The sequence below is a fragment of the Pseudomonas sp. GW823-FHT02C05 genome (genome assembly GCF_058797595.1).
Window position 1 is genome coordinate 78,581 of the sequence record NZ_JBXAJU010000001.1, and the last position, 23,943, is coordinate 102,523.

22 protein-coding genes and 2 pseudogenes are annotated in these 23,943 nt (G+C 59.6%); 14 read left to right on the top strand and 10 right to left on the bottom strand.

Annotated elements, in window-relative coordinates; all coding sequences use genetic code 11:
* Positions 1-175: 175 nt before the first annotated feature.
* From AC1RGE_RS00540 to AC1RGE_RS00560, 5 genes and pseudogenes are all read left to right on the top strand, one after another.
* Positions 176-499, top strand: a complete 324-nt coding sequence (locus AC1RGE_RS00540) for a phage holin, lambda family (protein WP_492582984.1) — start codon at positions 176-178, stop codon at positions 497-499.
* A gap of 53 nt (positions 500-552) precedes the next feature.
* Positions 553-678, top strand: coding sequence for a hypothetical protein (locus tag AC1RGE_RS00545; protein ID WP_492582986.1), 126 nt, complete (start codon positions 553-555; stop codon positions 676-678).
* A 197-nt stretch (positions 679-875) separates the two neighbouring features.
* The gene (locus AC1RGE_RS00550) at positions 876-1,274 is read left to right on the top strand and encodes an NlpC/P60 family protein (RefSeq protein WP_492582988.1); all 399 of its coding nucleotides are present in this window, start codon (positions 876-878) and stop codon (positions 1,272-1,274) included.
* A 78-nt stretch (positions 1,275-1,352) separates the two neighbouring features.
* Positions 1,353-1,799, top strand: coding sequence for a hypothetical protein (locus AC1RGE_RS00555; RefSeq protein WP_125062885.1), 447 nt, complete (start codon positions 1,353-1,355; stop codon positions 1,797-1,799).
* 733 nt (positions 1,800-2,532) lie between these two features.
* Positions 2,533-2,769: pseudogene (locus tag AC1RGE_RS00560) on the top strand (lysis protein); the annotation flags it as partial.
* A gap of 153 nt (positions 2,770-2,922) precedes the next feature.
* Here AC1RGE_RS00560 and AC1RGE_RS00565 read toward each other — a convergent pair.
* From AC1RGE_RS00565 to AC1RGE_RS00575, 3 genes and pseudogenes are all read right to left on the bottom strand, one after another.
* Positions 2,923-3,363 carry a DUF4189 domain-containing protein gene (locus AC1RGE_RS00565; RefSeq protein WP_492582990.1) on the bottom strand — a complete coding sequence of 147 codons (441 nt, stop codon included), beginning with the start codon at positions 3,361-3,363 and terminating at the stop codon, positions 2,923-2,925.
* 567 nt (positions 3,364-3,930) lie between these two features.
* Positions 3,931-4,608, bottom strand: coding sequence for an SOS response-associated peptidase family protein (locus tag AC1RGE_RS00570; protein WP_492582992.1), 678 nt, complete (start codon positions 4,606-4,608; stop codon positions 3,931-3,933).
* A gap of 128 nt (positions 4,609-4,736) precedes the next feature.
* Positions 4,737-5,240 (bottom strand): annotated as a pseudogene (locus AC1RGE_RS00575) (DNA polymerase ligase N-terminal domain-containing protein); the annotation flags it as partial.
* Positions 5,241-5,481: 241 nt separating this feature from the next.
* Between AC1RGE_RS00575 and AC1RGE_RS00580 the strand changes: the two are divergent.
* Positions 5,482-6,126, top strand: coding sequence for a glycosyltransferase family 2 protein (locus AC1RGE_RS00580; RefSeq protein WP_492582994.1), 645 nt, complete (start codon positions 5,482-5,484; stop codon positions 6,124-6,126).
* Between the two features lies 1 nt (position 6,127).
* On the opposite strand, the gene AC1RGE_RS00585 is transcribed toward AC1RGE_RS00580, so the two are convergent.
* The 3 genes from AC1RGE_RS00585 to AC1RGE_RS00595 form a co-directional block, all read right to left on the bottom strand.
* Positions 6,128-6,610, bottom strand: coding sequence for a hypothetical protein (locus AC1RGE_RS00585; RefSeq protein ID WP_492582996.1), 483 nt, complete (start codon positions 6,608-6,610; stop codon positions 6,128-6,130).
* Positions 6,611-7,263: 653 nt separating this feature from the next.
* A complete protein-coding gene (locus tag AC1RGE_RS00590; RefSeq protein WP_346624437.1) occupies positions 7,264-7,638 on the bottom strand; it encodes a DUF1090 family protein in 375 nt (124 codons plus the stop codon).
* Between the two features lie 417 nt (positions 7,639-8,055).
* The gene (locus tag AC1RGE_RS00595; protein ID WP_025130146.1) at positions 8,056-8,265 is read right to left on the bottom strand and encodes a hypothetical protein; all 210 of its coding nucleotides are present in this window, start codon (positions 8,263-8,265) and stop codon (positions 8,056-8,058) included.
* Between the two features lie 551 nt (positions 8,266-8,816).
* Here AC1RGE_RS00595 and AC1RGE_RS00600 point away from each other — a divergent pair.
* On the top strand, positions 8,817-10,802 hold the full coding sequence (locus AC1RGE_RS00600) for an acyltransferase family protein (protein WP_492582998.1): 1,986 nt from the start codon (positions 8,817-8,819) through the stop codon (positions 10,800-10,802).
* Between the two features lie 279 nt (positions 10,803-11,081).
* Here AC1RGE_RS00600 and AC1RGE_RS00605 read toward each other — a convergent pair whose 3' ends face one another.
* On the bottom strand, positions 11,082-11,981 hold the full coding sequence (locus tag AC1RGE_RS00605) for a LysR family transcriptional regulator (protein WP_103289804.1): 900 nt from the start codon (positions 11,979-11,981) through the stop codon (positions 11,082-11,084).
* Positions 11,982-12,076: 95 nt separating this feature from the next.
* Between AC1RGE_RS00605 and AC1RGE_RS00610 the strand changes: the two genes are divergently transcribed.
* From AC1RGE_RS00610 to AC1RGE_RS00620, 3 genes are all read left to right on the top strand, one after another.
* On the top strand, positions 12,077-13,303 hold the full coding sequence (locus tag AC1RGE_RS00610) for an MFS transporter (RefSeq protein ID WP_011060435.1): 1,227 nt from the start codon (positions 12,077-12,079) through the stop codon (positions 13,301-13,303).
* 2 nt (positions 13,304-13,305) lie between these two features.
* Complete coding sequence (locus tag AC1RGE_RS00615; RefSeq protein ID WP_011060436.1) at positions 13,306-14,130, top strand: hypothetical protein; 825 nt, start codon at positions 13,306-13,308, stop codon at positions 14,128-14,130.
* A 102-nt stretch (positions 14,131-14,232) separates the two neighbouring features.
* On the top strand, positions 14,233-15,468 hold the full coding sequence (locus AC1RGE_RS00620) for an MFS transporter (protein WP_011060437.1): 1,236 nt from the start codon (positions 14,233-14,235) through the stop codon (positions 15,466-15,468).
* A 71-nt stretch (positions 15,469-15,539) separates the two neighbouring features.
* Here AC1RGE_RS00620 and AC1RGE_RS00625 read toward each other — a convergent pair whose 3' ends face one another.
* Entirely contained in the window at positions 15,540-16,475 is a 936-nt protein-coding gene (locus AC1RGE_RS00625; RefSeq protein WP_011060438.1) for a LysR substrate-binding domain-containing protein, read from the bottom strand.
* Positions 16,476-16,641: 166 nt separating this feature from the next.
* Here AC1RGE_RS00625 and AC1RGE_RS00630 point away from each other — a divergent pair, with 166 nt between their 5' ends.
* From AC1RGE_RS00630 to aepX, 4 genes are all read left to right on the top strand, one after another.
* On the top strand, positions 16,642-17,871 hold the full coding sequence (locus tag AC1RGE_RS00630) for a pyridoxal phosphate-dependent aminotransferase (protein WP_019094691.1): 1,230 nt from the start codon (positions 16,642-16,644) through the stop codon (positions 17,869-17,871).
* A gap of 120 nt (positions 17,872-17,991) precedes the next feature.
* Positions 17,992-18,822, top strand: coding sequence for a hypothetical protein (locus tag AC1RGE_RS00635; RefSeq protein WP_015634930.1), 831 nt, complete (start codon positions 17,992-17,994; stop codon positions 18,820-18,822).
* 81 nt (positions 18,823-18,903) lie between these two features.
* Positions 18,904-20,289: a class II fumarate hydratase gene (fumC, locus tag AC1RGE_RS00640; RefSeq protein WP_011060441.1), complete on the top strand. Its 1,386-nt coding sequence runs from the start codon at positions 18,904-18,906 to the stop codon at positions 20,287-20,289.
* Between the two features lie 42 nt (positions 20,290-20,331).
* A complete protein-coding gene (gene aepX, locus AC1RGE_RS00645) occupies positions 20,332-21,222 on the top strand; it encodes a phosphoenolpyruvate mutase (protein ID WP_011060442.1) in 891 nt (296 codons plus the stop codon).
* Between the two features lie 351 nt (positions 21,223-21,573).
* Here aepX and AC1RGE_RS00650 read toward each other — a convergent pair whose 3' ends face one another.
* Positions 21,574-23,004 carry an efflux transporter outer membrane subunit gene (locus AC1RGE_RS00650; RefSeq protein ID WP_258611694.1) on the bottom strand — a complete coding sequence of 477 codons (1,431 nt, stop codon included), beginning with the start codon at positions 23,002-23,004 and terminating at the stop codon, positions 21,574-21,576.
* A gap of 59 nt (positions 23,005-23,063) precedes the next feature.
* A complete protein-coding gene (locus AC1RGE_RS00655; protein ID WP_492583000.1) occupies positions 23,064-23,864 on the bottom strand; it encodes a helix-turn-helix transcriptional regulator in 801 nt (266 codons plus the stop codon).
* Positions 23,865-23,943 lie beyond the last annotated feature (79 nt).

The window sequence follows — 23,943 nt, forward strand, 5'->3', positions numbered from 1 at the left end:
CTTACCTCACCATACTGTCGGGGTGGCGCGAGACTGGGCCTGGCGAGATCGATGCAACGGGGCGTCGACGCTGAGAAGGTCTTTGGCAGACAGCGCAGAAAGACGCGCACACCTTTCAGGCCCTGGCACCCGCCGGGGCTTTTTCATTTGCGCTCCCCGAAAGGGAGGAACAGAGATGGCCCAAATGCCAGAAAAGAAACCCGACCTATGGGCGGCAGCGCTGGCATGGTTTGCGGCCCATCAGCCAAAGATCTATGCAGGAGGTACGGCTGCCATTGTTGCCGTATTCCGTGTGATCTATGGCGGTGGCAGCAGACGCAAGATGGTGCTGGAAGCTGTCATCTGCGGCCTGATCGGTTCCAGCCTTATCCCGTTGCTTGAGTACTTCACGCTCCCGGCCAACCTGGCCACCTTCGCTGGCTGCATGGTCGGCTTTGTTGGAGTAGAGAAGCTGCGGGATTACTCCGATCGCTTCATAAGCCGTGAAGCCGAGGGCTGAGCCGCGCCACGTTTTCGAATGCGCCCAATCGTGGCACGAGTAATGAGGTTGTCATGAGCATCAAAAAGAAACTGGTCCACTTCAACGACATCACGCTGGCCTTGTCTGCGGATGACCTGAAAGCTGCACTGATCGCCAAGTATGGTGATGCTGCTGTGAGGTGCTGGTCGACGGTGTGATCCTTCAGAGCGCCGCCTATTCCACGTACTACCCGGATGATGGTGTGAAGTTCGCCTTTGCTCAGCCGCTGGAAGGGCACGACACGTGAGCAATGTAACCCGTCTGCGCCACGTGCTCCCGATGAGCCAGGACATCAACAAGGCCCTGGCCGATATGGGTACCAGCCTCGCTGATCGGCTGTAAGTTCGCCCATGGCGTGCACGACTGCTTGAGCATCGTCCTCGACTTCTACTGCCGCGAAATGGGCATCGACCTGGGCCAGTGCGAGCGGGAGGACGGGTGGTGGGAGAAGGGCCGGAACCTCTACCTGGAGAACCTGCCCGCGGCCGGGTTCGTTCAAGTCAGCGCCCCTCAGCATGGCGACATGGTGCTGATGCAGACTCGCTCGAAGGTGCCGAACCAGGCCGGGGTATACTTGGCCGACGGCGTCCTGAAGACCGAGCCCGAACACTTCCCGGCGCCGGGGACGATCCTGCATCACCTCTACAGCCGAGACAGCAAGCGGGACATCTATGGTGGTTATTGGCGGGAAGTTACGGTGAGCTACTGGCGGCATAAGTGTGTACAAACAACAGGAGTCGATCTGCTCAAATAAGGCTGCTCGTCAGGTGCAAAGAACCTTAACCTTGCCTTAGAATGAAGCTTTCCCGCCCTTCAAAGGAATGATTACGTGGTGAGCAACAACGCCATCTGCTGTCCGCACTGCCAAGGCCAAAATGTCCAGCTTCTTTCTGTCATCCATGCTGCTGGTACCTCTCATATACAAACAACCCACCAAGCGCAATCCCAATCCGGATTCGGACCAAGCGTGACCGTTGAAACTACAGGTCGGCACCAGACCCATTTGGCGGCAAGCGTCGGCCCACCTCCAGGTAAGCGCTTGCTTGGCCCCGTCATCCTTACGGGGGTTGGCGCCATCATCTTGTACGACGGCCTCAAGCTTATGAACACGTTCTGGGGCGTGGATTGGACGAGGTTTTTCATTGGCGCGATATTTATCACCGTCGGTGTGATCGGATTCGTTCGCCACTGGAAATTCAACGTCGCGCAGTACGACAAACTGGAAGAGTGGCGCCGCACTTGGATGTGTCATGCCTGCGGCACACGATTCCAGCCGTAAACGTTACAGAGAGGGCACCTTCGGGTGCCTTTCTTTTTTGTGGTTCTCAAACGACGCTTGGTGCTTAGCCGAATGCGGTACCGTAGTCGAAGCGAAAGCTTGGTGGTTGATTCGGAATTGCTGCGGTGACTGCTGGCGGCGTTACGCGCTAAACCTCAGTTACACCAAACCATCATCTCGCCTCGACGGAGTGTTGGTGTTGGCATTTTTTCAGGTATCACGTCGATGGTAGAGTTTCTCGTCTTTGAACAGGGATGCTCGCGATGTGAAGACAATGAAGCCGGTTCAGCCTTATTTGCTTGAGCCTCATGACACTGTTAATCCTGCCGATCTAGAGTGCTACCGCTTGACGGCAGGGGACAAGAGGCAAATTGAGGCCGCTATCGAAACGCACGGCGCCCGTTCTCTTGAAAACGTCACCAAGGGTGGGGCGATGCTGTAGCTTCGATTCCCCATGCGCTTCGCCGGAGAGGATGAGGAATATCTTCGCGCCTTATTCGCACCCGAAACTCTTGAGAAAAAGCCTTGAGATGGCCCTGATCACATCGTCATCAATAAACTCGAGCGCGACTCCAAAGGCGTCGTAGTGGTGGAAAGTTACTCCCCATTTCAGGACCGATACTTAAAGTTGCCATATGAGAAAAGGCTTGATGGTTCGAGTGGGATCGTTGCCTACCAGTTCTGTGCAACGCTGCAGGCACGAAACTCACTTCGAGTGCTTCAGCGGCATGGTCGTCTTACTACTGCTGACTTGCGGCTGTCAGTCCTTCTCAACACTGCCGCCTCGGGTGGTAGCAGTGGGGTGTCAGCCACCGCCGGCACCTGCGGCGTGGTTCATGGAAGCGCGCGAGCCGAACTTGCCCCAGCGGTTGCTCAACGAATTGTCGCCATCGCCGGAGACGGTGACCAAGGATTGATCGCCCTGGCGGCCTGCCAGAGCTACGTCAAAGAAATCGTTTCAACGAAGTGAAAAAGAGCGGTCGGGCCAGTTGCGTCAACATCTGACCTCGCCAATATTCTTACCGCAGTAGTGCGCGGGGATGTTGACCTAAACGAACTTGCTCGACTGCATCTGCGGTTCCAACACCAAAGCCGGGGGCCAGCAATCACAAGTTACTCAACTTCAAAACGCTTCATACACAGGTTTGGTGCAGTCTTCGTATACCACCTGGCAAGCCTTGCCTCCCGTGTCTACACACCACTGTTGAGCCACCTTGCGGGCCTCTTCAGGGTCTTTGGCACTGGCCAGACCAGCGCGGGACGGTCCGTCCTTGCTGCTGGGAACTACCCATGCGACACATTGGTTTCGATACGTAAAAATCACCTTGCAATCAGTCGCACCCCGCCTGCTGCAATCCGACAAGGCCGACTTCTCGGCACTCTCCTTGCTGGGCCTGCTAACGGCAACGCCTGCATCTGCGGTTGCTCCAGATGAAGCGATTGCGCCCCAGGTTTTATGCCACTGCCCAGCGGGCTCCTGCTCGCGGGAGCTCCCGCCAGCGCCTGGGATCGGAGCGCAGCCGCCAACCCCTTGATCGCCGATGGATATTGCCCTGCAGGACACCTCCCCTCCGCATGTGCAATTGCCGGAAAGGCAAGAGCCAATAGCAAAAGCAAATTGGCCCCGTGAAGCGGTACCGTGCCCAACATTGACGATTTCATATAAACCTCAGTTTCACGCAGAGCCCATGTTTGCGCACTACTCACCCGATGCGTTCCCTCGTGTTCCGGGATGTATCACCAATCGCTGATCGTCTTGAGGGCTGTTGTCCTCGGCCGCGTAGGGCCGTTCAGAAAAATAGTTTGGGTATGCCAGTTACGGCGGTCAACATAGGACGGATGTGCTAATGGCCCATAGCCGTTATCGATTGGGGCCGCAAACGTTACCTTGAGCTCTCAAAAAGGGCACCACCCCCCGCCCAGGTTTACCCTCGATTACGCATATAGGCTGGGAACACATCAACCTGACTGGCGATTACGTCTGGCGGCAGGCCGCAAGCTGGAAGGCGGGAAGTTCAGGCCGGTACGACAGCTCGGAAAACGTTAGCGTGCGATTTTTTCCGAATTCTGCAGGCTCCCCTAGTCGGGCTTTTTTCATATCCAGTGAGTTAGGGAGCGGTCGCGCTCAAGCTCATGCTCGGTCGATCAGTTCCGGCCCGTGATTCTTGACGTTACCGACGGCGGTGCTCACCTTGAACCATTCGAAGGTCTCGGCGGCTTCTCCCTGCTGTAACGCCATCTGTTCGGCGCGCTCCTTCGGAGTGGCCGGATCGAGCCATTCCCAGGCCAGTTCCGGCCCAAGCACTACCGGCCGGCGGTCGTGGATATCGACCATGCCGCCGGCACTGTCGGCGGTGATGATCACAAAACCGTCGTGCTCCCCGTGACCTTCGTCTGGAGCCGGCAGTTGTCCAATTGAGGCGCAGAGGATGGGGGAGCCGTCCCGGTGCCGGATCAAATAGGGCTGCTTCTTCGGGCCGCCGTCGTCCAGCCATTCAAACCAGTTGTCGATTGGGCATATGGCTCGGTGTGGCCATATCTGGCGGAAGAAAGGCCCATGGGCCACTTTCTCGACACGGGCGTTTATCGCTGTAGCACGGTCGGTAGCCCAATGCGGCCGCCAGCCCCACGTCACAGGGTCTGCATAAAGCTTATCGCCGGCGACATGGAAGAGGGCGAGTTGCATCGTCGGCGCGGCGTTGTAGCGCCCGAGGGGTTGATCACCGACGCTATTGATCAGGGCCCCAGGCATGCCCAGGGCTGCGACGAAGTCGTGGATGTATCGGTACTGGGACAGTCTTCCGCACATGATCGCCCCTGGGGCAGTACGCAACTCTAAGACTATAGATGTCCGCTGCTAAGGTTCTGTAGATATTCAACTCAGGGTGTCTCTATATTCTCTTTGCGGTACTTCTTGCCTGCGACGCACACGTCGGCCACGCTACCGGGCTTCTCAATCAGAATGTCATATTCACTTTCCGGGCGGGCTTCACTGTCGTTTGATTTCGTTAGAAGCCACTGTTCTTTTTTTCCAGCGAGACGGGTGCGGAACAACCTCCACATGCCGGATAGTTTTTCTCCTTTTAAGCGAAAATACAGCTGTCCTTTTGCGTAGCTTTTTTGTGGATCACCTTCGGGAAGCCAAACTCCGTAATCCCAAACGATGACATCACCAGCCCCGTACTGCCCCGCGGGGATGCTCCCTTCAAAGCATAGGTAATCCAGCGAATGATCTTCTACGTGCACTGCCAGTCGTCGCACTCTTGGGTCCAGTGATGGGCCTTTGGGGATTGCCCAGCTTTTTAGCGATCCATCAAGCTCTAAACGAAAGTCATAGTGGAGGTGACTGGCATAGTGTTTCTGTATGCAATATTGGCGGGGACGTTGCATTGGGAGGTCAGGGTCTTTCTCAGGCTCCTTTGCATTCAGTGACGGTTTCATTATGACCTCTTCGCATACTTTATTTGTTCATCTGCCGCTTCTGCAGCCATGTTGTTTGAGAAGGTCAGTCTGCGCGTAAGTTCATCCTTTTTTGACTGTGTCATCACAGATGAATTTCTGGCGACTTGAGAGCTCAAGTCAGCGAAATAACTCGAACAATTGAACGTGTTCCTTTGTCTTTTCGTTATTCGGCTACCAAAGAGGTGGCTCGGAGAAGGTCCTGAGATGAAAGGAGCTCCAGATGATTGGCGTCGTGATCCCGGCGCATAACGAAGAGCGCTTTATCAAAAAATGCCTCCGGTCAGTGATTAAGGCCGGTTGTCATCCATCGCTTCAGGAGGACGTGAGGATACTGGTCGTACTGGATAGCTGTACGGACTCGACTAGCGAGATTGTCGCCAGCTGTGGGGTAATGAGCTTGGTATCGTCAGGGCGCAATGTTGGAAGAGCGAGGTGTGCAGGTGCGCGGCACTTGATTGATTTAGGAGCTCGTTGGATAGCGTTTACTGATGCTGACACCATCGTTGCCCCCGAATGGATTGTTCGCCAGGTGCAGTTTGGTGCCGATGCAGTATGCGGTACCGTCACAGTTGATACCTGGGAAGCTCATCCTGTCAGGGCAAGAGCTAGATATGAGAGCCTTTATCAGCATGTAGAAGGACACAGGCACATTCATGGTGCCAATATGGGCGTCTGTGCAAATGCCTACACCGGGGCTGGCGGCTTCAAGCACCTGGAGGCTCATGAAGACGTGAATCTGATCCGGGATTTGGAGCGCTCGGGAGCTCGCATAGTCTGGACGGCCTCAAATAGTGTAATTACGAGCGCTCGGAAGGAAAGCAGGTGCAGAGATGGGTTTGGAGACTATTTGCTCTCACTCTCCTAAATCAACGGAGGTGTCGCTTTGACCCTCCAGGTATCTGCCTGCGTAGATCCTCATTTGCCCGGTCCTTGCTACGCACCGTCAACTCAAGGTCGCTGACTTTCTTCCGCAACTGCGAAGCTTCACCAGCCTTTTCACGCAGCCTCGCCAGGGCATCGTCGCGGTCCCTCTCGGTCTGCGCTTGCATATTGACCAGCTTGTAGATGTTTTCCCGGGCTGCGCGCAGCTGCAGGTTCAGCTCTGCCACTTCATTTTCAAGCAGCAAGGCATGCTGCCGGGCAGTTTCCAGGAGCGTGGGAATGCCCAGCCAATCGTCTGTGTTGTCTTCGGTATGCACGGTACTACCTCGAATCCAATGCTGTATGTACATGCAGTAATAGAGGCTTAAGCGGCGCGCGATTTGCGCCGACGAGCTGTAGGTGAGGTGGGGGTACTTATTCGGCAGAACGCCGGAGATGGTGTGCGCAAAACCTACGCTGGAGCCCACGTATTTTCGTTTGCATAAGCACAGAAAAGATGGTTTTTTGTCGGGAACTTTTTTGTGGTTATTTATTTTAAAACAATGAGTTATTGATCTATGGGCCCCAGCATGGGGTGCTAGGGGGCGAGTGTTCGAATCACTTCGTCCCGACCATATTTTTCAATGATTTAGCCCAATCTTCACAGGTTGGGCTTTTTCATGTCTGGGACATTTGCAGGGAGGGCCTCGTTTTCCTCCTTGGCACTGCCAGTGCAGGCTCGTGTCAGCATCCTGATCGATGCTTTGTTGATGGCCTCTCTTCCTCTTTCTCGCTTGCTATCGCCTTTTACTTCAGTGTCTGGCAGGACCGGTACAAAGCCAGGCAACAGCGTTAGCAGCTACTTCTCTGGCCAGGGTCGAGTCTCGCTGACCGAGGTTCTTTTCCCTAGCGAATCATTCATACGATCGGCAACCCACTTTGCTGATGCGCTGCAGGGCATTTCAACGAACTTGAATCCGTTGTCTCCACTGGACAGCAACATTCGCTTTTTTTGGGAGAGGCTGGATTCTTTGTCGCTCGCTGACTTGGATGACGAATTCGCCTTGGTCGAGTAACCGCCGCCTCTTGGACTGGCAGAAAAAAGCCCGCAATCGCGGGCCTTTGCAGAGGGCATTCCGATTTATTTGAACAGGCCTCCAATGGCGTTAATCGCATCTGCGGCCTTGTTCATGTTCTGCTGGCGCTGGGAGTTGGTGTCCACCTGAGCCTGAGCGTTGTAGTTGGTACCGCTGCAGCTTTTGTTGGTCTGCGTCAGGGCTGCCTGAAAGGCATTCGCTCGCAAGGTGTCACCCTTGGCATTGGCAGCATTGATGTTTGCCTGCAGGTCGCGGATCTGTTGCTGGCAGGAGGTGTTGTTTGCATTGGCCGTGGTGTTGTTGGCCCCCCCTAGAACCGATCCAAGGGCGCCTGTCAGGGCGCTCAGGTCGGCGGCGTGGGCATTCAGGGCGAACAGGCTGAACAGAGCGGTGACTGGCACGAGTTTGGAGAGACGCATGGCAAACCTCAATGTTTGATTGCCTGCGCACAGAGAGGCCCGAGCTGGCGCAGAACAATATCCGTATTAGAAATGAGCGCTCGGGTGAGAAAAAATATAATTTGGTCAATTATTGACCTTCAACCCTGGCGCTCCATAACTGTGAAGAATTTCACATTGTTTGCCGGATAGGGATGGAGAGGGTTGCTTGGCATTCCAGGCTCCTGAAGCCCTGTACTTGGTCGATCCACCAGCGGTGGAGTCGGCGGCAGATCGATTTCCTGGCGTCTGCTGCGTCGACGAGCAGGGCGAGTGCACAAAGTCCGGGGGCTGGGTTGGGCTTTTGCATTCACTTCAGGTTATTTGGGCCTCGGTAAATGCCGAAGCCTTGAGCTTTCTTGACCGACCTCCACGCCAGGTTGGTGTGCCGTGGCTATTTCAATGGAGTGTCTTGAGCCTGCGGCTTTCGCCAATTCTGATTCGGTCCAGTGCCCTGTTTAACCCATCCAGGGCGTCCAGGAGAGCCTTTGCCTCGACTTCTCGACCGTCCCCCCACAGGCGTTCCGCCATTTTATTGAGGGCTTGAATAGAGCGTTCGATGTCAGCGGCTGTGGCGGCGTTGGTGTCCGCCGGGTGTTTCTTGGTCATCGGAAAAGGCTTCGACAGGTACTGAGGACGGTGTGAATACATTACTACGTGTGTCTTTTTACTTGGGCCCGGACCGCCAAGGATATATCCCTTTTGCGAGCTGACAGTCTTTTCAGGTCGGAGAGTTGGTATTTTTTGCTGAAGTTGGTGTGGATTACGCTGTTGCTAGGTGCCTAAAGATTACAGATGAAAACCCGTCAGAGCGTAGCGTAACCCAAGCAGCAATTTCTATGAGGCCCTTTGGGTGAGCAAGCAACCTTGCTGTTTGTCGCGTTGTTCACGCCTGTTAATCCGAGAGTGAGAGGTTCAGTGGCGTATGTTGATCAGGCTTTAAGCATGGGGGGGGTGGTTGAAGCCGCGTAGTAGAGAGATTTCTAGCAACTGATCCTCTCTCATTGTTACAGCGGAGCAGGCAAAAATCTGGCAGAATACGCGCCGGAAAAAATGCCAAATTTTTATAAAGGCTTTAAGTTGTTGTTTTTTCTAAAGTGTTGTGGTTGTTTTTTTATGGGGTTGTACTGCTATTCAGCGCAAGTTAAGAAGGGGGTTTTTTGAATTATCGTGCCGAAGTTGATGGTTTGAGAGCAATTGCGGTAATTCCAGTTATTTTGTTTCATGCTGGGTTTCCTTTGTTTAGTGGTGGGTTTATAGGGGTTGATATATTCTTTGTTATTAGTGGTTATTTGATAACTACAATAATAAGGAGCGATCTTGAAAGCGGTAAATTCTCTATTCTGGATTTTTATGAGCGTAGAGCTCGTAGAATTTTGCCGGCTTTATTTTTTGTTATGTTTGTTTGTTCGGTGTTGTCATGGTTTATATTGGCGCCTCGTGAGTTGGTAGATTTTGGTGAAAGTCTTGTTTCTGTTGTGGCATTTGTATCAAATATGTTTTTTTGGAGCAAGGCTGGATATTTTGATATAGCTTCTGATTTGAAACCATTGTTGCATACTTGGAGTCTTGCAGTAGAAGAGCAGTATTATTTATTTTTTCCGGTTTTTCTTATTGTTGCTTGGAGGGTTAGTAAAAAGTCCATTGTTTGGCTTTTGATTTTGATGTTGGGGCTTAGTTTTTTTACAGCGCAATGGGGCTCTTTAAATAAGCCAGGTGCTACATTCTACTGGCTTCCAACTAGAGCTTGGGAACTGCTCGTTGGGTCTCTTGCAGCATTCTATTTGTCAAAGGAAGATCGTTTCTTTCTACCTGGATTTCTCTCGGAAATTATGGGGTGTGTTGGTCTTTCTTTTATATTCTATTCCATATTTAAATTCACCGGTGATACTCCGTTTCCTGGAGTCTATGCATTGTTGCCAACCTTTGGTGCGGCAATGATTATTGTATTTTCAACATCTGAAACGTGGGTTGGCAAATTTTTAGGTAATAAGATATTTGTTTTTTTTGGCTTGATAAGCTACAGCGCATACCTGTGGCACCAGCCCATATTAGCGTTTGCAAGGTACGGGGCTGCGGAGGAACCTGGAGCAACTACTTTATTGGCGATCATTCTTGCTACTTTCGTTTGTGCATATTTGAGTTGGAGGTACATTGAAGTCCCATTTAGAAATAGAAATAAAATTAATCGAAGCGGGGTGTTCTTATTCGGTGCAGGAGGTGGTGCAGTTCTCGTTTCGATTGGGCTGCTGATAGTAGTGAATAGCGGATTTCCTGGCCGAGCAGCAGTACCTGAAGAAGTCAAAGATTCATTTGCAAGCAATAGTCCTCGAAAAGATTGCGATGTTGATAGGGATTTAAAAGGTAAAGACGTTGATTTTTGTAAAGTGGGTGACTTGTCTGCAGTCCCTACGATTGCTGTTTTTGGTGATAGCCATTCGGAAACGATGTTGAATCCGTTTAACTCCATTGCTAAGGAGTTGCATTTGGGAGTGGTTCATCTTGGCCTGGGAGGCTGTCCTCCGCTTTTAGGTGTTGATGTCCTAAATGGGAACTTTGCATACGGGGTTTGTGCTGATATTGCCAAACGCCAGATCAAATACGTTAAAGAGAATAATATAAAAAAAGTTTTTTTGGTTTCCAGGTGGACGCTTTATACAGATGGAAGCTATAAAGGCAGTGGCGTTTTCTTTCTGGGCTCAAATAAAACAGGGGCACGCACAAAAAAGGATAGTCGTGAAGAATTTGCTAGGTCAATCGAAAAAACTGTTTCTGAATACAGAAAGCTGGGTGTGGAAGTATTCATAGTCGAACAGGCTCCACAGCAAAAAGTAAACCCGGTAATTGCAACTTACAGGTATTATTCAGGTGACAGGTCTGGTGATCTTGATACGTTTTTTCTGGCGTCGTCAGTGAGGCGCGAAGAACATTTCAGGCTTCAGGGTTTTACAAGGTTTGTGTTTTCTAAACTGGATGGTTTGGCTGGAGTGTCGGTAGTCAATTTGGATAGTGCATTTTGTAATAATGACGTGTGTTACTTGGGGGGTAATTCGAAATCATATTACGAGGATGACAATCATCTGTCGTCAGTTGGCGCGATGATGACGAAGGATATTATTAAGGGCTTCATTGTTAATAAAGGCTAGCCACATGATGAGTATTTTTCATTGTGTGCCGCAGTGGGAGGTGCAGCAATACGGTCGAAGGGCTATGGAGAATCCAGGCCATCAGGGGGATATCCATATAAGCGGATGTGCACTGAAAACAGCAGGGGCGATCATCTATCCAAGCTTCTTTATTCGAGCTATCCAGTATCCGGTGTCATTTCACAACTGCTTGAAGCTAAGGTTGTTGGGATGGCGCAAAGCTACTTGGCGCCGGGTGGACTGGGGTTGATCGCCATTTGTTTACCGTTCTTCGATTTGTTATTGGGCTTGCAGCAACTCGTCGAGCACCCCCATGAAGGCTTCCACCAACTGGCTGCGGCCCTGCTTGCGGGTCAGTACCAGCAACTGGGCGGTGGCGCTGGGGTCGGCGAGGGGGCGGTAAGTCACGCCTTTTTTCGCCAGGGTCTGGGTGCAGCGGGGCACCAGGGCAATGCCCTGGCCGGCGGCGACCAGGGCGATGATCGAGGTGATCTGCCGGCCGCTGGGGCCCGGGCGCAATGGCAGGCCGTTGCGTCGGTAGAGTTGTTCGATGGCTTCGTTGAGCCCCGAGCCGTAGTCGGCGGGAAACAGGATCAGCGGATGCTCGCTAAGCTCGGCCAGAGTCACTTGCGCCTGCGCGGCCAGGGGGCTGTCGCTGGAGATCGCCGCCACCAGCGGTTCGTCCCCCAGGGACAGGGACTGGATATCGCTCTGCTCGCTCGGCGGTTGCATGCGGCTCATGCCGATGTCGATGCGCCCGTCGACAATCTGCGACCACTGGCTGACCGAAGCACCTTCCACCAGGGTCAATTGCACGTCCGGGAAGCGCTGGGCGAAGGCCTGGATCGCCTGGCTGAACAAGTCCGAGAGGGCGATGGAACTGGCGTAGCCCAGGGCCAGTTGCCCGGCGCAACCTGCAGCCAGCTTGCCGGCCATGACCTGGGCCAGGTCCACCTGTTCCAGCACGGCCCGGGCGTACGGCAGGAAATGCCGGCCCTGGGCGGTGAGGGTCACGGTGCGGCTGGTGCGGTCGAACAGGCGAAACCCCAGTTCGGTTTCCAGGGCCGAAATCTGCCGGGTCAGCGGCGGTTGCGCCAGGTGCAGGCGCAGGGCGGCGCGACCAAAATGCAGCTCTTCGGCGACCGTCAGAAAATAACGCAACTTGCGTAGATCGAGCATCCTGTTCCCTGGGTATTGATCGGTCAGAATTCGGTATTGGTCTTGGCTTGGCGACGTATTTTATAAAGGCCTTTGGTCATAAAACGAGAGGTTTCATGAATTCGCGTCAGCATTGTGCGCGCATCGCCCTGTTTCTGTGTGGTTGTGCGGCATTTCTCAACCTGTATGCGACCCAGGGCATTCTCCAGGAATTTGCCCAGAGCTTTCAGGTGAGCATCCGGGAAGCCGGCTGGAGCATCACCGTCACCACCCTGGCGGTGGCCCTCACTGCGCCCTTTGTCAGCCGCTTTACCGGGCGTTTCGATCAGCGCCGGGTGATTGTGGTGGCCGCGCTGTTGCTGGCGGTGCCGGCGGGGCTGGCGGCCTATGCCGGCAGTTTTACCCAGCTGCTGGTCTGGCGCCTGGTGGAGGGCATGCTGATCCCGGTGGTGTTTGCCACCAGCGTGGCCTACATCGGCGACCGCTGGAGCGGCGGCACCGTGACCGAAGTCACCAGCCTGTATGTCGCCGGCACCGTGCTGGGCGGCTTTGCCGGGCGTTTTGTCACCGGTTTCATGACCGAATACGTGGGCTGGCGCGAAGCCTTTGCCTTGCTCGCGGGCCTGAGCCTGCTGATCGGCGTGGCCATTCATTTGCTGCTGCCGGCCAACCCGCCCCTGACCGCGCCCCGGGCATCCGGCGGCCTCAGTGCCCTGCGCGAGCTGTGCCGGCGGCCCTTGCTGGCAGCCTACGGCGTGGGCTTCTGCGTGCTGTTCTCGCAAGTGGCCACCTTTACCTACGCCGGGCTCTACCTGAGCCAGGCGCCGTTCGACCTGGGGGCCGCAGCCCTGGGCGCGATCTACAGCGTGTTCCTGCTGGCCCTGGTGGTGATCCCCATCGCCGGGCGCCTGAGCAAGTCGCGGCCCCAGGCCGAGCTGCTGGTGGCTGCGGCGTTGCTCGGGGTCTGCGGTTCGGCCCTGACCCTGCTGCCGTCGCTGTGGCTGATCGTGCTGGGCCTGGCCCTGAGTTCCACCGGGGTGTTCCTGGCCCAGGCCGCCGCCAACTCCTTTACCACCGCCACCGCCCGCCACAACAAGGCCGGCGCCGTGGGCCTGTACCTGACCTGCTACTACCTGGGCGGCAGTTTTGGCGCCGTGGTCCCGGCCCTGCTCTGGAGCCACTGGGGCTGGCAGGGCTGCGTGGCGCTGATCGTGCTGTTCCAACTGCTGTCGCTGCTGATTGCCTGGGGCGGCTGGAAGCCCCTCGAACCCCAAACCCCGGTCGCGGCTCGCGAACCGTCCAACCCGATAGATTCATCATCCAACAAGGAATACGTGAGGTGACCATGAATAACGTACTGACCCGGCAGAGCCAGTTGCTGAAGATTGTCGAACCTGTGTTGAACGACATGCCGGCCAGTGTCTTGAAGCATGCGCTGTTCGAGGCGTTCTGGAGCGAAGAGGGCGCCCTGGTGGACATCGAGCATGCCTTCGAGAAGCTCACCTCCCGTCGCCACGAGCCGGCGGTGCTGCGCAAGTTCTTCGCCAGCTGGTCGAAGACCAACAACTCCGCCACCAGTGTGTCCGGGCTGGCCAACCGCATCACCTTGCTGGCCCGCTCCGGGCAGGGCTCGGAAGCCGCCGACGGCCTGTACCGGGCCTGCGGCAGCCTGCAGCGGATCACCGATGAAGACCTGGGCGCCCTGGGCAATACCCTGCATTCGGACCTGTTCTACAACATGGCCACGCCGATCTGCGGCGATGACCAGTGGCTGCTCAAGGAAAACTGCCTGCCCTCGGCCCAGGGCTTCAAGGACTGGACGGATTTTCGCCGCCTGCGTGACCGCGACCTGCTGCAGGGCCTGCTGACCACCCTGATCCACGAGGTCTACACCCACGGCGAAGTGGAGTTTATCCACCCGCTGTACAAGCAGTGGTTCGTCCGCGACATGGGGGTGCCGGCAGAGAAGGCGCGCACCACCGTGGCCTGGGTCACGGTGCACACCGGCGGCACCGAGAGCAATCACTTCGCCCATGCGGTGGCGGCGGTCAACGAGTTCGTCGATGCCATGCAGGTGCGGGTCGACCCGCAGGCCGCGCGGGAAATCTTCGCCGAATACCTGCAGCGCAAGGCTCGGGTAATGCGCGACTGTGCCCAGCTGTTGCGTTGATGGCTCCGGCCCGGCCCCGGCAACGGGGCTTGTGGCTGACCCAGGCTCGCCTATCCTGTTGCTGATTGACCCTTCCTTTTCATTTTGCAGCCTGCCTCGACAATGAATGACCTGAAACATCACGCCTCCCCGGAGGCATTGCCGGCGTCCGATGTGTCGGTGCGCCGCCGTTCCCTGGTGGCCGGTTGCGGCGCCCACGCGGTGCATGACGGCCTGACTGACGTGATCTATGTACTGCTGCCGATCTGGCAGGCGCAGTTCGCCATGAGCTACGCCCAGATCGGCCTGCTGCGCGGTGCCTATTCCGGGATGATGGCCGGCTTCCAGTTGCTGGCCAGCCGTGGAGCCAAGCGCTGGGGGCGCGAGCGCCTGCTGGTGGGTGGCACTGCCCTGGCCGGGCTGGCCTACCTGCTGGCGGGGCAGGCCGGGGGGCTGGGGGTGCTGCTCCTGGCGCTGCTGCTGGGCGGCCTGGGGGCCAGTACCCAGCACCCGCTGGCGTCCTCGATCATCACCGACACCCACGAGGCTGGCGGCGGGGTCAAGGAAGCGCTGTCCCAGTACAACTTCGCCGGGGACATCGGCAAGACCCTGATTCCCGGGTTGGTGGGGCTGCTGCTGACCGTGATCAGCTGGCGTGCCAGCGTGACCCTGATCGGCCTCCTGGGGCTGGCCGCTGCGCTGGCGCTGTGGTGGCTGATCCCGTCCCGGGCGGCGACCCTGGCCATGCAGGAAAAGGCGCCGAAGACGGTCAAGGGCCAGGGCTCGGTCGGCGGCCTGCGGGCACTGATCCTCACCGGCACCCTGGACAGTGCGGTACGCATGGGTTTCCTGACCTTCCTGCCGTTCCTGCTCAAGGCCAAGGGCGCCGGCACCGCCGGTATCGGCCTGGCCCTGACCCTGCTGTTCGTCGGTGGCGCTTTCGGCAAGCTGCTGTGCGGTTACCTCGGGGCGCGCATCGGCATGATGAAGACCGTGTGGATCACCGAGTTCACCACCGCCAGCCTGATCGTGCTGGCGGTGTTCCTGCCCTATGTGGGGTTGATGGTGATGCTGCCGCTGCTGGGGCTGGCGCTGAACGGCACCTCGTCGGTGCTCTATGGCGCGGTGCCGGACCTGGCGGGGGCGGGCAAGCGCGAGCAGGCGTTCTCGCTGTTCTACACCGGCACCATCGGCGGCGGGGCACTGGCGCCGGTGCTGTTCGGCAGCCTCGGCGACGTCACCGGGATTCCCCTGGCGGTGATGGCCCTGGCCGCGACCCTGCTGCTGACCCTGCCGCTGTCCTGGTACGTGCAGCGTGGCCTGGACGCCGACGCCCGGTCCTTGCCCAGCCCCGGCTGAGGTCCCGCCAATGCCCTGAAAGCGCAGGCCCGGAGCGGGATTGTCCGGGCCTGCTGCTTGCTGGTGGAGCGCTAGCCGCGCAGGCGCCATTCGGGCCCCGCGGCAGGGGCCGGCAGCGGCGCTGCCAGGGTCCTGGCCAGTTCGACGAAGCGCTCCAGGCAGCGCGACCCCAGGGGCGTGCGCCAACTGACCGTCTGTTCCAGCACATAGGGCTCGGCCAGCGGCACATAGACCACCCCGGGACGCTGCAGGGTCGCGGTGTAGTCGGGCACCACGGCCACCCCGCGCTCCGCCGCCACCAGGGACACCAGGGTGGTCATCTGTGACGCCGTGGGCCCCAGGCGCGGGATGATCCCGCTGTGGGCGCAGAGGTCCTCCAGGGCGGTGTTCAGGGCCGATCCGTAGGCGCTGGGAAAGGTCACGAAGGATTCCCCCGCCAGTTCGCAAAACCCCAGGCTGCTCCTGCCGGCGAAAGCGCTGCGCGACGGTACCGCCACCACCAGGGAATCGCGCGAACTCACCAGCGACTGCAAACCGTGGGCCGGCAAGTTGGGCGCCCCCCAGCCAAAGCCGATATCCAGGCTGCCATCGATCAACTGCTGGCGCTGGCTGGCGGTGGACACCTCGCGAAACGCCAGCTCCACCTCCGGCAGGCTGCGGCTGGTGTTGCGGATCATCTCGGAGAAAGCGTTGGACAGGGGAATCGAGCTGGCATAGCCGATGACGATACGGCCGATGGCGCCATGGGCGATCTTGCGCGCGGTGGCCTCGGCCTCGCCGACGGCACTGATCACCCCCCGGGCCTGCTGCAGGAACAGTTCGCCCTCCGGGGTCAGGCACACGGTGCGGGTCGAGCGTTCGAACAGGCGGATGCCCAGGCGCGCCTCCAGGGCGGCGATATGCCGGGTTAGCGGCGGTTGGGCGATCCGCAGGCGCAGGGCGGCGCGGCCGAAGTGCAATTCATCGGCAACGGTGACGAAATAACGCAGACGACGGAGCTCTAGCATTTCTTGTTTTTCCAGTATCAATCACGACGCAAACAGTATTGGCCGCTATTTGCGACTGTCATCAGAATGTAAGACGACCAGCCTAGACCAGCTTTCCAGGTTGCCGGAGGCGCATGGGTACAGGCTCGGTTCACTCTGTTTTCCGATTGTTTTCGCAGGTACAAAAATGACAAGCAGCGAAGCCACGGCCGTCCGTTTTTCCTTGTCCCAGCGTGCGCTGGGCCTCAGTGCCCCAGGCACCTCGAGCATGCGCAGCAAAGCCAACGCCCTGAAGGAAAGCGGGATCAAGGTGATCAATTTCGCCGCCGGCGAATTGTCCTTCGATGCCTGCGAGGACATGCGCGCCGGGGCCATCGAAGCCATCGCTAATGCGCGCAACCGCTACACCCCGCCCATCGGCCTGCCGGCCCTGCGCGAGAAGCTCGCGCAACGGGTCAGCCAGCGCACCGGGGTGGAGTTCGCCGCCAATGAAGTGGCGGTCACCGCCGGGGCCAAGCAGGCGCTCTACAACGCCTGCATGGTGCTGCTCAACCCCGGGGACGAGGTGATAGTGCCGACCCCGTACTGGGAAACCTTTCCCACCCAGATCCGCCTGGCCGGCGCCACCCCGGTGTGCGTCCAGACCCGCGCCGACCACTACCGGCTGACGGTGGACGCGGTGCGTGGCGCGCTCACCGAGCGCACCCGGATGATCGTCATCAACACCCCCAACAACCCCACCGGCACCGTCTATGAACGCGAGCAACTGCTGGCCATCGCCCAGTTGGCCCAGGAGCGGCAACTGTGGGTGATGTTCGACGAGTGCTATCGCGGCCTGGTGCGCGAAGGCCACGAGCACCACAACATCCTGGCGCTGTGCCCGGCATTGAAAGGGCAGACGGTGCTGATCGATTCCTTCTCCAAGAGCCAGGCGGTGACCGGCTGGCGGGTCGGCTACGCCTGCGCCCCGGCGCCGGTGATCGCGGCCATGCACAACCTGCAGGGGCACACCACCTCAAACCCCAGCAGCCTGTCCCAGTACGCCGCGCTCAATACCCTGAACGCCGATTCGTCGCACTTTGCCGACCTGGTCAACCCGTTCCTGCAACGCCAGCTGCACGCCGCACGCACCTACCTCGACCGCCTGGAAGGGGTGAGCTATGCGCCGCCGGAAGGCGCCTTCTACCTGTATATCGATGTCTCTTCCCGGCTCGGCGGCTACTACCACGGCGAAGCGGTGCGCGATGTGGATCACCTGGCCGACCTGCTGCTGACCGAGGCGCACATCGCGGTGGTGCCCGGCTCCGGTTGTGGCGACCCCCACTGCATCCGCATTTCCTACGCCGTGGAATATGAGGAACTGATCGAGGGCCTGGGCCGTTTCGCCCAGTTCATCTCGGCGATCGTCATCGACTGAAGCGGCTCCCGGCAGCCCAGCCCCCAGGGGGATCAAGCCCGTTCCCGAGCCCGCCGTGGCCCGGGCCGGCGTCGTTCATCTTGTTGTCCGTGAAGTGAAGAACAATTACAGGAGAAAAACATGGAGAGTTCCCGCAAGGAGTTCATCGGCTACGTGCACCAGGCCCTGGTGGATGTCGAGGACCGCAACCTGGTGGAGGCCCTGCTGACGGGCTTTGAAAACCACCCCGACAAGCTGGACGGCTACTGCCTGACCTACCAGCGCATGACCTCGCGCAAGTGGTCCGAGGACTCGCTGTGCACCTTTTTCTGCGGCTGGCGCAGCCCGGATGGCGCGGCCCATGCGGTGTCCAGCATCATCGTGCGGCTGCTGCAGGAGTCCGAGGACCTGCCCGGTGATGACAATAAGCTCAAGCTGCTGGAGGCGGCCCGGCACTGCGGCGAGATCATCGTCGAGGACGTCGGCCTGGGCGAGATGCACGGCCATCCCCACCATTCCAAGCTCTACCACCGCATGGCCTCGGCCATCTGCGGCTCGGACAACTGGCGCCTGCAGGACAAGTACCTGAACCCCATCACCAAGGAGTTCTCCACCTGGGTCGGCGAGAAGCGCCCGCTGGCCCCGAACCTGGTGGAAGCCCTGGAGATGATGGCCCTGACCGAGCTGTTCAACACCGGCGAGTACAACCTGATGACACCGCTGTGGAAGAACTGGCTGCGCGAATCCTGCGGTTACCCCGCCGGGGAAGCCAACCGCATCGCCGGCTTCCTCAGCGTTCACTGCGGCGCCGTCGAGGCCCGGCATTTCCGCCACGCCACCGACGCCCTGAAGCTCTACACCCAGGCCACCGGCCAGCAGGTCAACTACCGGCGCATCGCTGCGCTGTCCGATGAGTACGTGCTGCGCGCCTGCCAGCACCTGGAGAAGATGGCCTCCGTACTCAAGGAATAAGCGCCTGCCAACCAGGCCGGGCAGGGCGCCTGCCCGGCACCGCAGGCCGGACCCTCATTCATTTATTGGAGAACTACCCACATGCGTCTTGAATCCGACTCGATGGGTTCCATTTCGGTACCGTCCAACAAGTACTGGGGAGCCCAGACCGAACGCTCCATCCACAACTTCCCCATCGGCCGTGCACGCTTCCAGTGGGGGGCGCCGATGATCCGCAGCATGGGCATCCTGAAGAAGGCCGCGGCCCTGGCCAACCTCAAGCTCGGCGAGCTGCCGGAAGCCATTGCGCTGCCCATCGTCAAGGCGGCGGATGAGGTGATCAGCGGGCAACTGGACGAGCATTTCCCGCTGGTGGTGTTCCAGACCGGTTCCGGCACCCAGTCCAACATGAACGCCAACGAAGTGATCGCCAACCGGGCCATCGAGATGCTCGGCGGCGAGCTGGGCAGCAAGAAGCCGATCCACCCCAACGACCACGTCAACCGTGGCCAGTCGTCCAACGACACCTTCCCCACGGCGATGTACATGGTGGTGGTGACGGAGATCTTCGAAACCCTGCTGCCGGGCGTCTCGGTGCTGCGCGACACGCTGTTCGAGAAGGCCGAGCAGTACCGCGATGTGGTCAAGGTCGGACGCACCCACTTGCAGGACGCCACCCCCATCACCCTGGGCCAGGAGATCGGTGGCTGGGTCGAGCAGATCGACTACGCCCTGGCGGCCATCCAGCACAACCTCACCGGCCTCTACGACCTGGCCATCGGCGGCACGGCGGTGGGCACCGGGCTCAACTCCCATCCGCAGTTCGGCGACGAGTGCGCACGAATCATCGCCGAGCTCACCGGCTACCCGTTCAAGTCCTGCGCCAACAAGTTCTTCGCCCTGTCGGCCCATGACGCGCTGATCAACACCTCGGCGGCGATCCGCACCCTGGCCATGGCCCTGATGAAGATCGCCAACGACGTGCGCTGGCTGGCCAGCGGGCCGCGCTGCGGCATCGGCGAGATCGACATTCCAGAGAACGAGCCGGGCTCCTCGATCATGCCGGGCAAGGTCAACCCGACCCAGTGCGAGGCGCTGACCATGGTCTGTACCCAGGTCTTCGGCAACGACGCCACCGTGGCCTTCGCCGGCAGCCAGGGCAATTTCCAGCTCAACGTCTACAAGCCGGTGATGGTGCACAACGTGCTGGAAAGCATCACCTTGCTGGCCGAGTCCTGCCGGGCCTTCAACGACCACTGCGCGGTGGGCATCGAGCCGAACCGGGCGCGCATCGAGGCCAATATCGAGAAGAACCTGATGCTGGTGACCGCCCTCAACCGCCACATCGGCTATGACAAGGCCGCGATCATCGCCAAGACCGCCCACCACGAGGGCAAGTCGCTGCGGGAAGTGGCCCAGCAGCTGGGCTATGTCTCGGCGGCGGATTTCGACCGCTACGTGGTGGCCCTGGACATGACCCATCCCTGAGCGAACCCGGTGTTCCCCAACCACAAGAGGCGTGTGAATCCCATGCAGGAAGCTGATATTCGCCGAACCAACCTGAGCCAGTTGCTGCGCCGCAAGCGCTGCCTTCGCGTGCTCGAAGCCCACAGCCCGATCTCCGCCCTGCTGGCGGAGCAATCCAGGCTGGAGCGGGGCAGCGGACCGAGCCTGGTCTACGACGCCATCTGGTCCAGCTCCCTTACCGACTCGACCCACAAGGGCCTGCCGGACATCGAGATCCTCTCGCCGAGCAACCGCTTGCACGGCATCCGCGAGATCTTCGATGTGTGTTCGTTGCCGATGATTTTCGACGGCGATACCGGGGGCAAGGCCGAGCACTTCGCCATCCACGTGAAGATGCTGGACCGGGCCGGGGTCTCGGCGGTGGTGATCGAGGACAAGTGCGGGCTGAAGAAGAACTCGCTGTTCGGCAACGCGGTGAGCCAGCTCCAGGACTCCATCGAGGAGTTCTGCGAAAAGATCCGCGTGGGCTGCGCCAACCGCAGCCACGAGGATCTGCTGATCATCGCCCGTTGTGAAAGCCTGATCCTCGACAAGGGCATGGACGATGCCATCGAGCGCTGCCTGGCCTATGTCGCGGCCGGCGCCGACGGGATCATGATCCACAGCCGCAAGAAGGACGGCCTGGAGATCCTCGAGTTCGCCCGGTTGTTCCGCCGCCACTGCCCGCGGGTGCCGCTGATCTGTGTGCCCACCAGCTACGCTCACTTGAGTTTCGACGAGCTGGAGGGGGCCGGCTTCAACGCGGTGATCTACGCCAACCACATGCTGCGCAGTGCCTACATGGCCATGCGTGATGTGGCGGTGGGGATTCTCGAGCATGGCCGGACCCTGGAGGTGGAGCCGCGGTGCCTGGGCATCGACGAGATCCTCGACCTGGTGCCGGGCACCCGTTAGGCACTCGCGGCCAACCCCCTTCGCAGGGCCGTGGAACGGGCGTGCTTTATCCGATTCCACTCCGAGATTCGGAACGTTCTGAATTCAGAATTTTCCTACAGACGCTGTGGGGGGCGCTGTCTAGACTCGCTCCCCGTTCGCCCGGCCAGCTACCACAGGCAACACGCTGAATGGCGGTGGTTGGTCAGGGCGGGCTGCAACACGGCTGTACCTGCCTGCCCGGTCCATGTTTCGCCTACTGCCCAGGCTGACCGGGTTGGTTCTACAGCGAGGGGCACTCATGGCCCCGGTCCCCGCTTCCCCCAACCTCTCATCGCCCCAGCCCCCTGATACCCGGCCATCGCCAGTGGCTCAGGGCAAGGTCTGGGCGCGGGCCAGGCTCGGTGCCTGCGCGCCATCCTCCCAGGCACCACCCAGGGCCCGGAACAGATTTACCTCGGCCAGCAACTGCGCCAGGCGGTCGTTGATCAGCCCTTGCTGGGCGCTGAACAGCGAGCGCTGGGCATCGAGGAACACCAGGTTGCTGTCGACGCCGATGCGGTAGCGGTGCTCGGCCAGGTTGTAGTAGTCCTGGCTGGCCTGCACCAGGCTGTGCTGGGCACTCAGTTGCTGCTGGAAGGTCTGGCGCGCGGCCAGGCCGTCGGCGACTTCCTGGAAGGCGGTCTGGATGGCCTTTTCATACTGGGCGACGCTGATGTCCTTCTGCAGCCGGGCGTAATCCAGGCTGGCCCGCAGGCTGCCGGCATTGAAGATCGGCAGGTTGATCTGCGGCTGGAAGGTCCAGGCCCCGGCACCACCCTTGAACAGCCCGGACAGCTCCTTGCTGGCGCTGCCGGCGTTGGCGGTCAGGCTGACGCTGGGGAAGAACGCTGCACGGGCCGCGCCTATATTGGCGTTGGCGGCCTGCAACTGGTACTCGGCCTGGAGAATGTCCGGGCGCCGCTGCAACAGGTCCGAGGGCAGGCCCGCGGGCACCTGGGCCAGCATGCCCTCGGCCAGCCCGCGCCGGGGCAGGGCGTCGGGCAGCGGCGCCCCCACCAGCAGCGTCAGGTTGTTCAGGTCCTGGGCCACCTGGCGCTGGTAGCGGGCCAGGCTGGCGCGGGCACTGTCGACGCTGGTGCGGGCCTGGGCCACATCCAGGGCCGAGATCTTGCCGGCGCTGCCATTGCGGGCGGTCAGGCGCAGGCTCTGTTCGTCCGCGGCCAGGGTCTTGCGGGTCAGCTCCAGCAGCTCCTGGTCGGCACACCAGCTCAGGTAGGCCGTGGCGACATTGGCCACCAGGCTCAACTGCGCGCTGCGCCGTGCCTCTTCGCTGGACAGATAGGTCATCAGCGCCTGCTGGCTGAGGCTGCGGATGCGCCCGAAGAAGTCCAGCTCATAGGCACTGATGCCCAGGTTGGCGGAGTAGCTGGAGCTGATCAGTGCCTTGCTGCCGGTCATCTGTTCCGGCAGGCGCTGGCGCTTGCCCGAGGCGCCGGCGCTCACCGCCGGGAACAGGTCGGCACGCTGGATGCGGTACTGGGCCTGGTAGGCCGCGACATTCAGCGCCGCCACCCGCAGGTCGCGGTTGTTCTGCAGGGCGCTGTGAATCAATTGCTGCAGCAACGGGTCCTGGAACAGTCCCTGCCAGTCGGCCCCCGGGTTGCCGGCAGCGGGGGCGAAGGCTGCGCCCTGTGGGTACTGGGGCGCCACGGGAGCGGTCGGGCGCTGGTAGTCCGGGGTCAGGGAGCAGCCGCCGAGGGCCAGGGCCAGGGCCGCCAGGGTCAGTGGGGAATTACGCATTGATCAGCCTCGTGACAAGGACATCCTGATGGCGGACGGCCAGGGGCGTGCGGGCGGTTTCAGGCGCCGACCATCCACTTGGCCAGCCCGTGACGGCCGCTGACCCCGAGCTTGGCGGCGGCGCGCTTGAGGTAGGTTTCCACCGAGCTGTTCTTGACGCTCAGGCGCTGGGCCATTTCCGGCACGGTGCCGCCGGTCAGCAACCCCAGGCAGACTTCCTTTTCCCGCGCCGAGAGGGTGATGTCGCCCAGGGACAGGCGCTCATCGAACTCCCGTTGCAGCGGTGTCTGCTGCAAGGCATCGGCGGGCTTGGCACTCCAGCTGCGCAGGTTCTTCAGGGCCTGTTGCCGGTGCAGCTGGGCGTGGCGTTCCAGCAACGGCAGCAGGGTCTGCGACAGGCTCTTGAGAAACGACAGTTCGGACAGGGAAAAGCCGCCCTGTTCGGGAGCCCGGTAGAGGGCGATGACACAGCGGCGATTGGCTTTGCGCGAGACCAGGTGGCATTGGTGCGCGGTGGTGCGGGAAGGGCCGCTGCGGGCCTGGGCATTCATTTGAATCAGCAGCGAGTCGTCCATTTCCAGCATTTGCTGCAGCAGCGGGTCATGGCGTCGCGGCGGCTCCGGCAGTGGCAGATCCTTGTGCAGCCCGGCGCGCCCCAGCAGGGTAATGGCCAGGGGGCTGGCCTGGCGTTCGTCCAGGGTCCATTCGCTGAGTACCAGTTGGGTCAGAGGCACCAGCTTGTCCACCAGTTGCAGCATTTCGCTGGCGAACTGCGGGTGGCCGGAGCAGGAAATCAACTGCCCCAGTTCGAAGTAGAAGTGCGGGGTTTCCAGGTTCGCAATACTGCTGGTCAGACTCATATCCTTATCATCCTTGATCGAGACAAATCGCTGATCGACGCGCGCTTGCCGCGGCATGCCGTGGCAGATTCCCGATGAA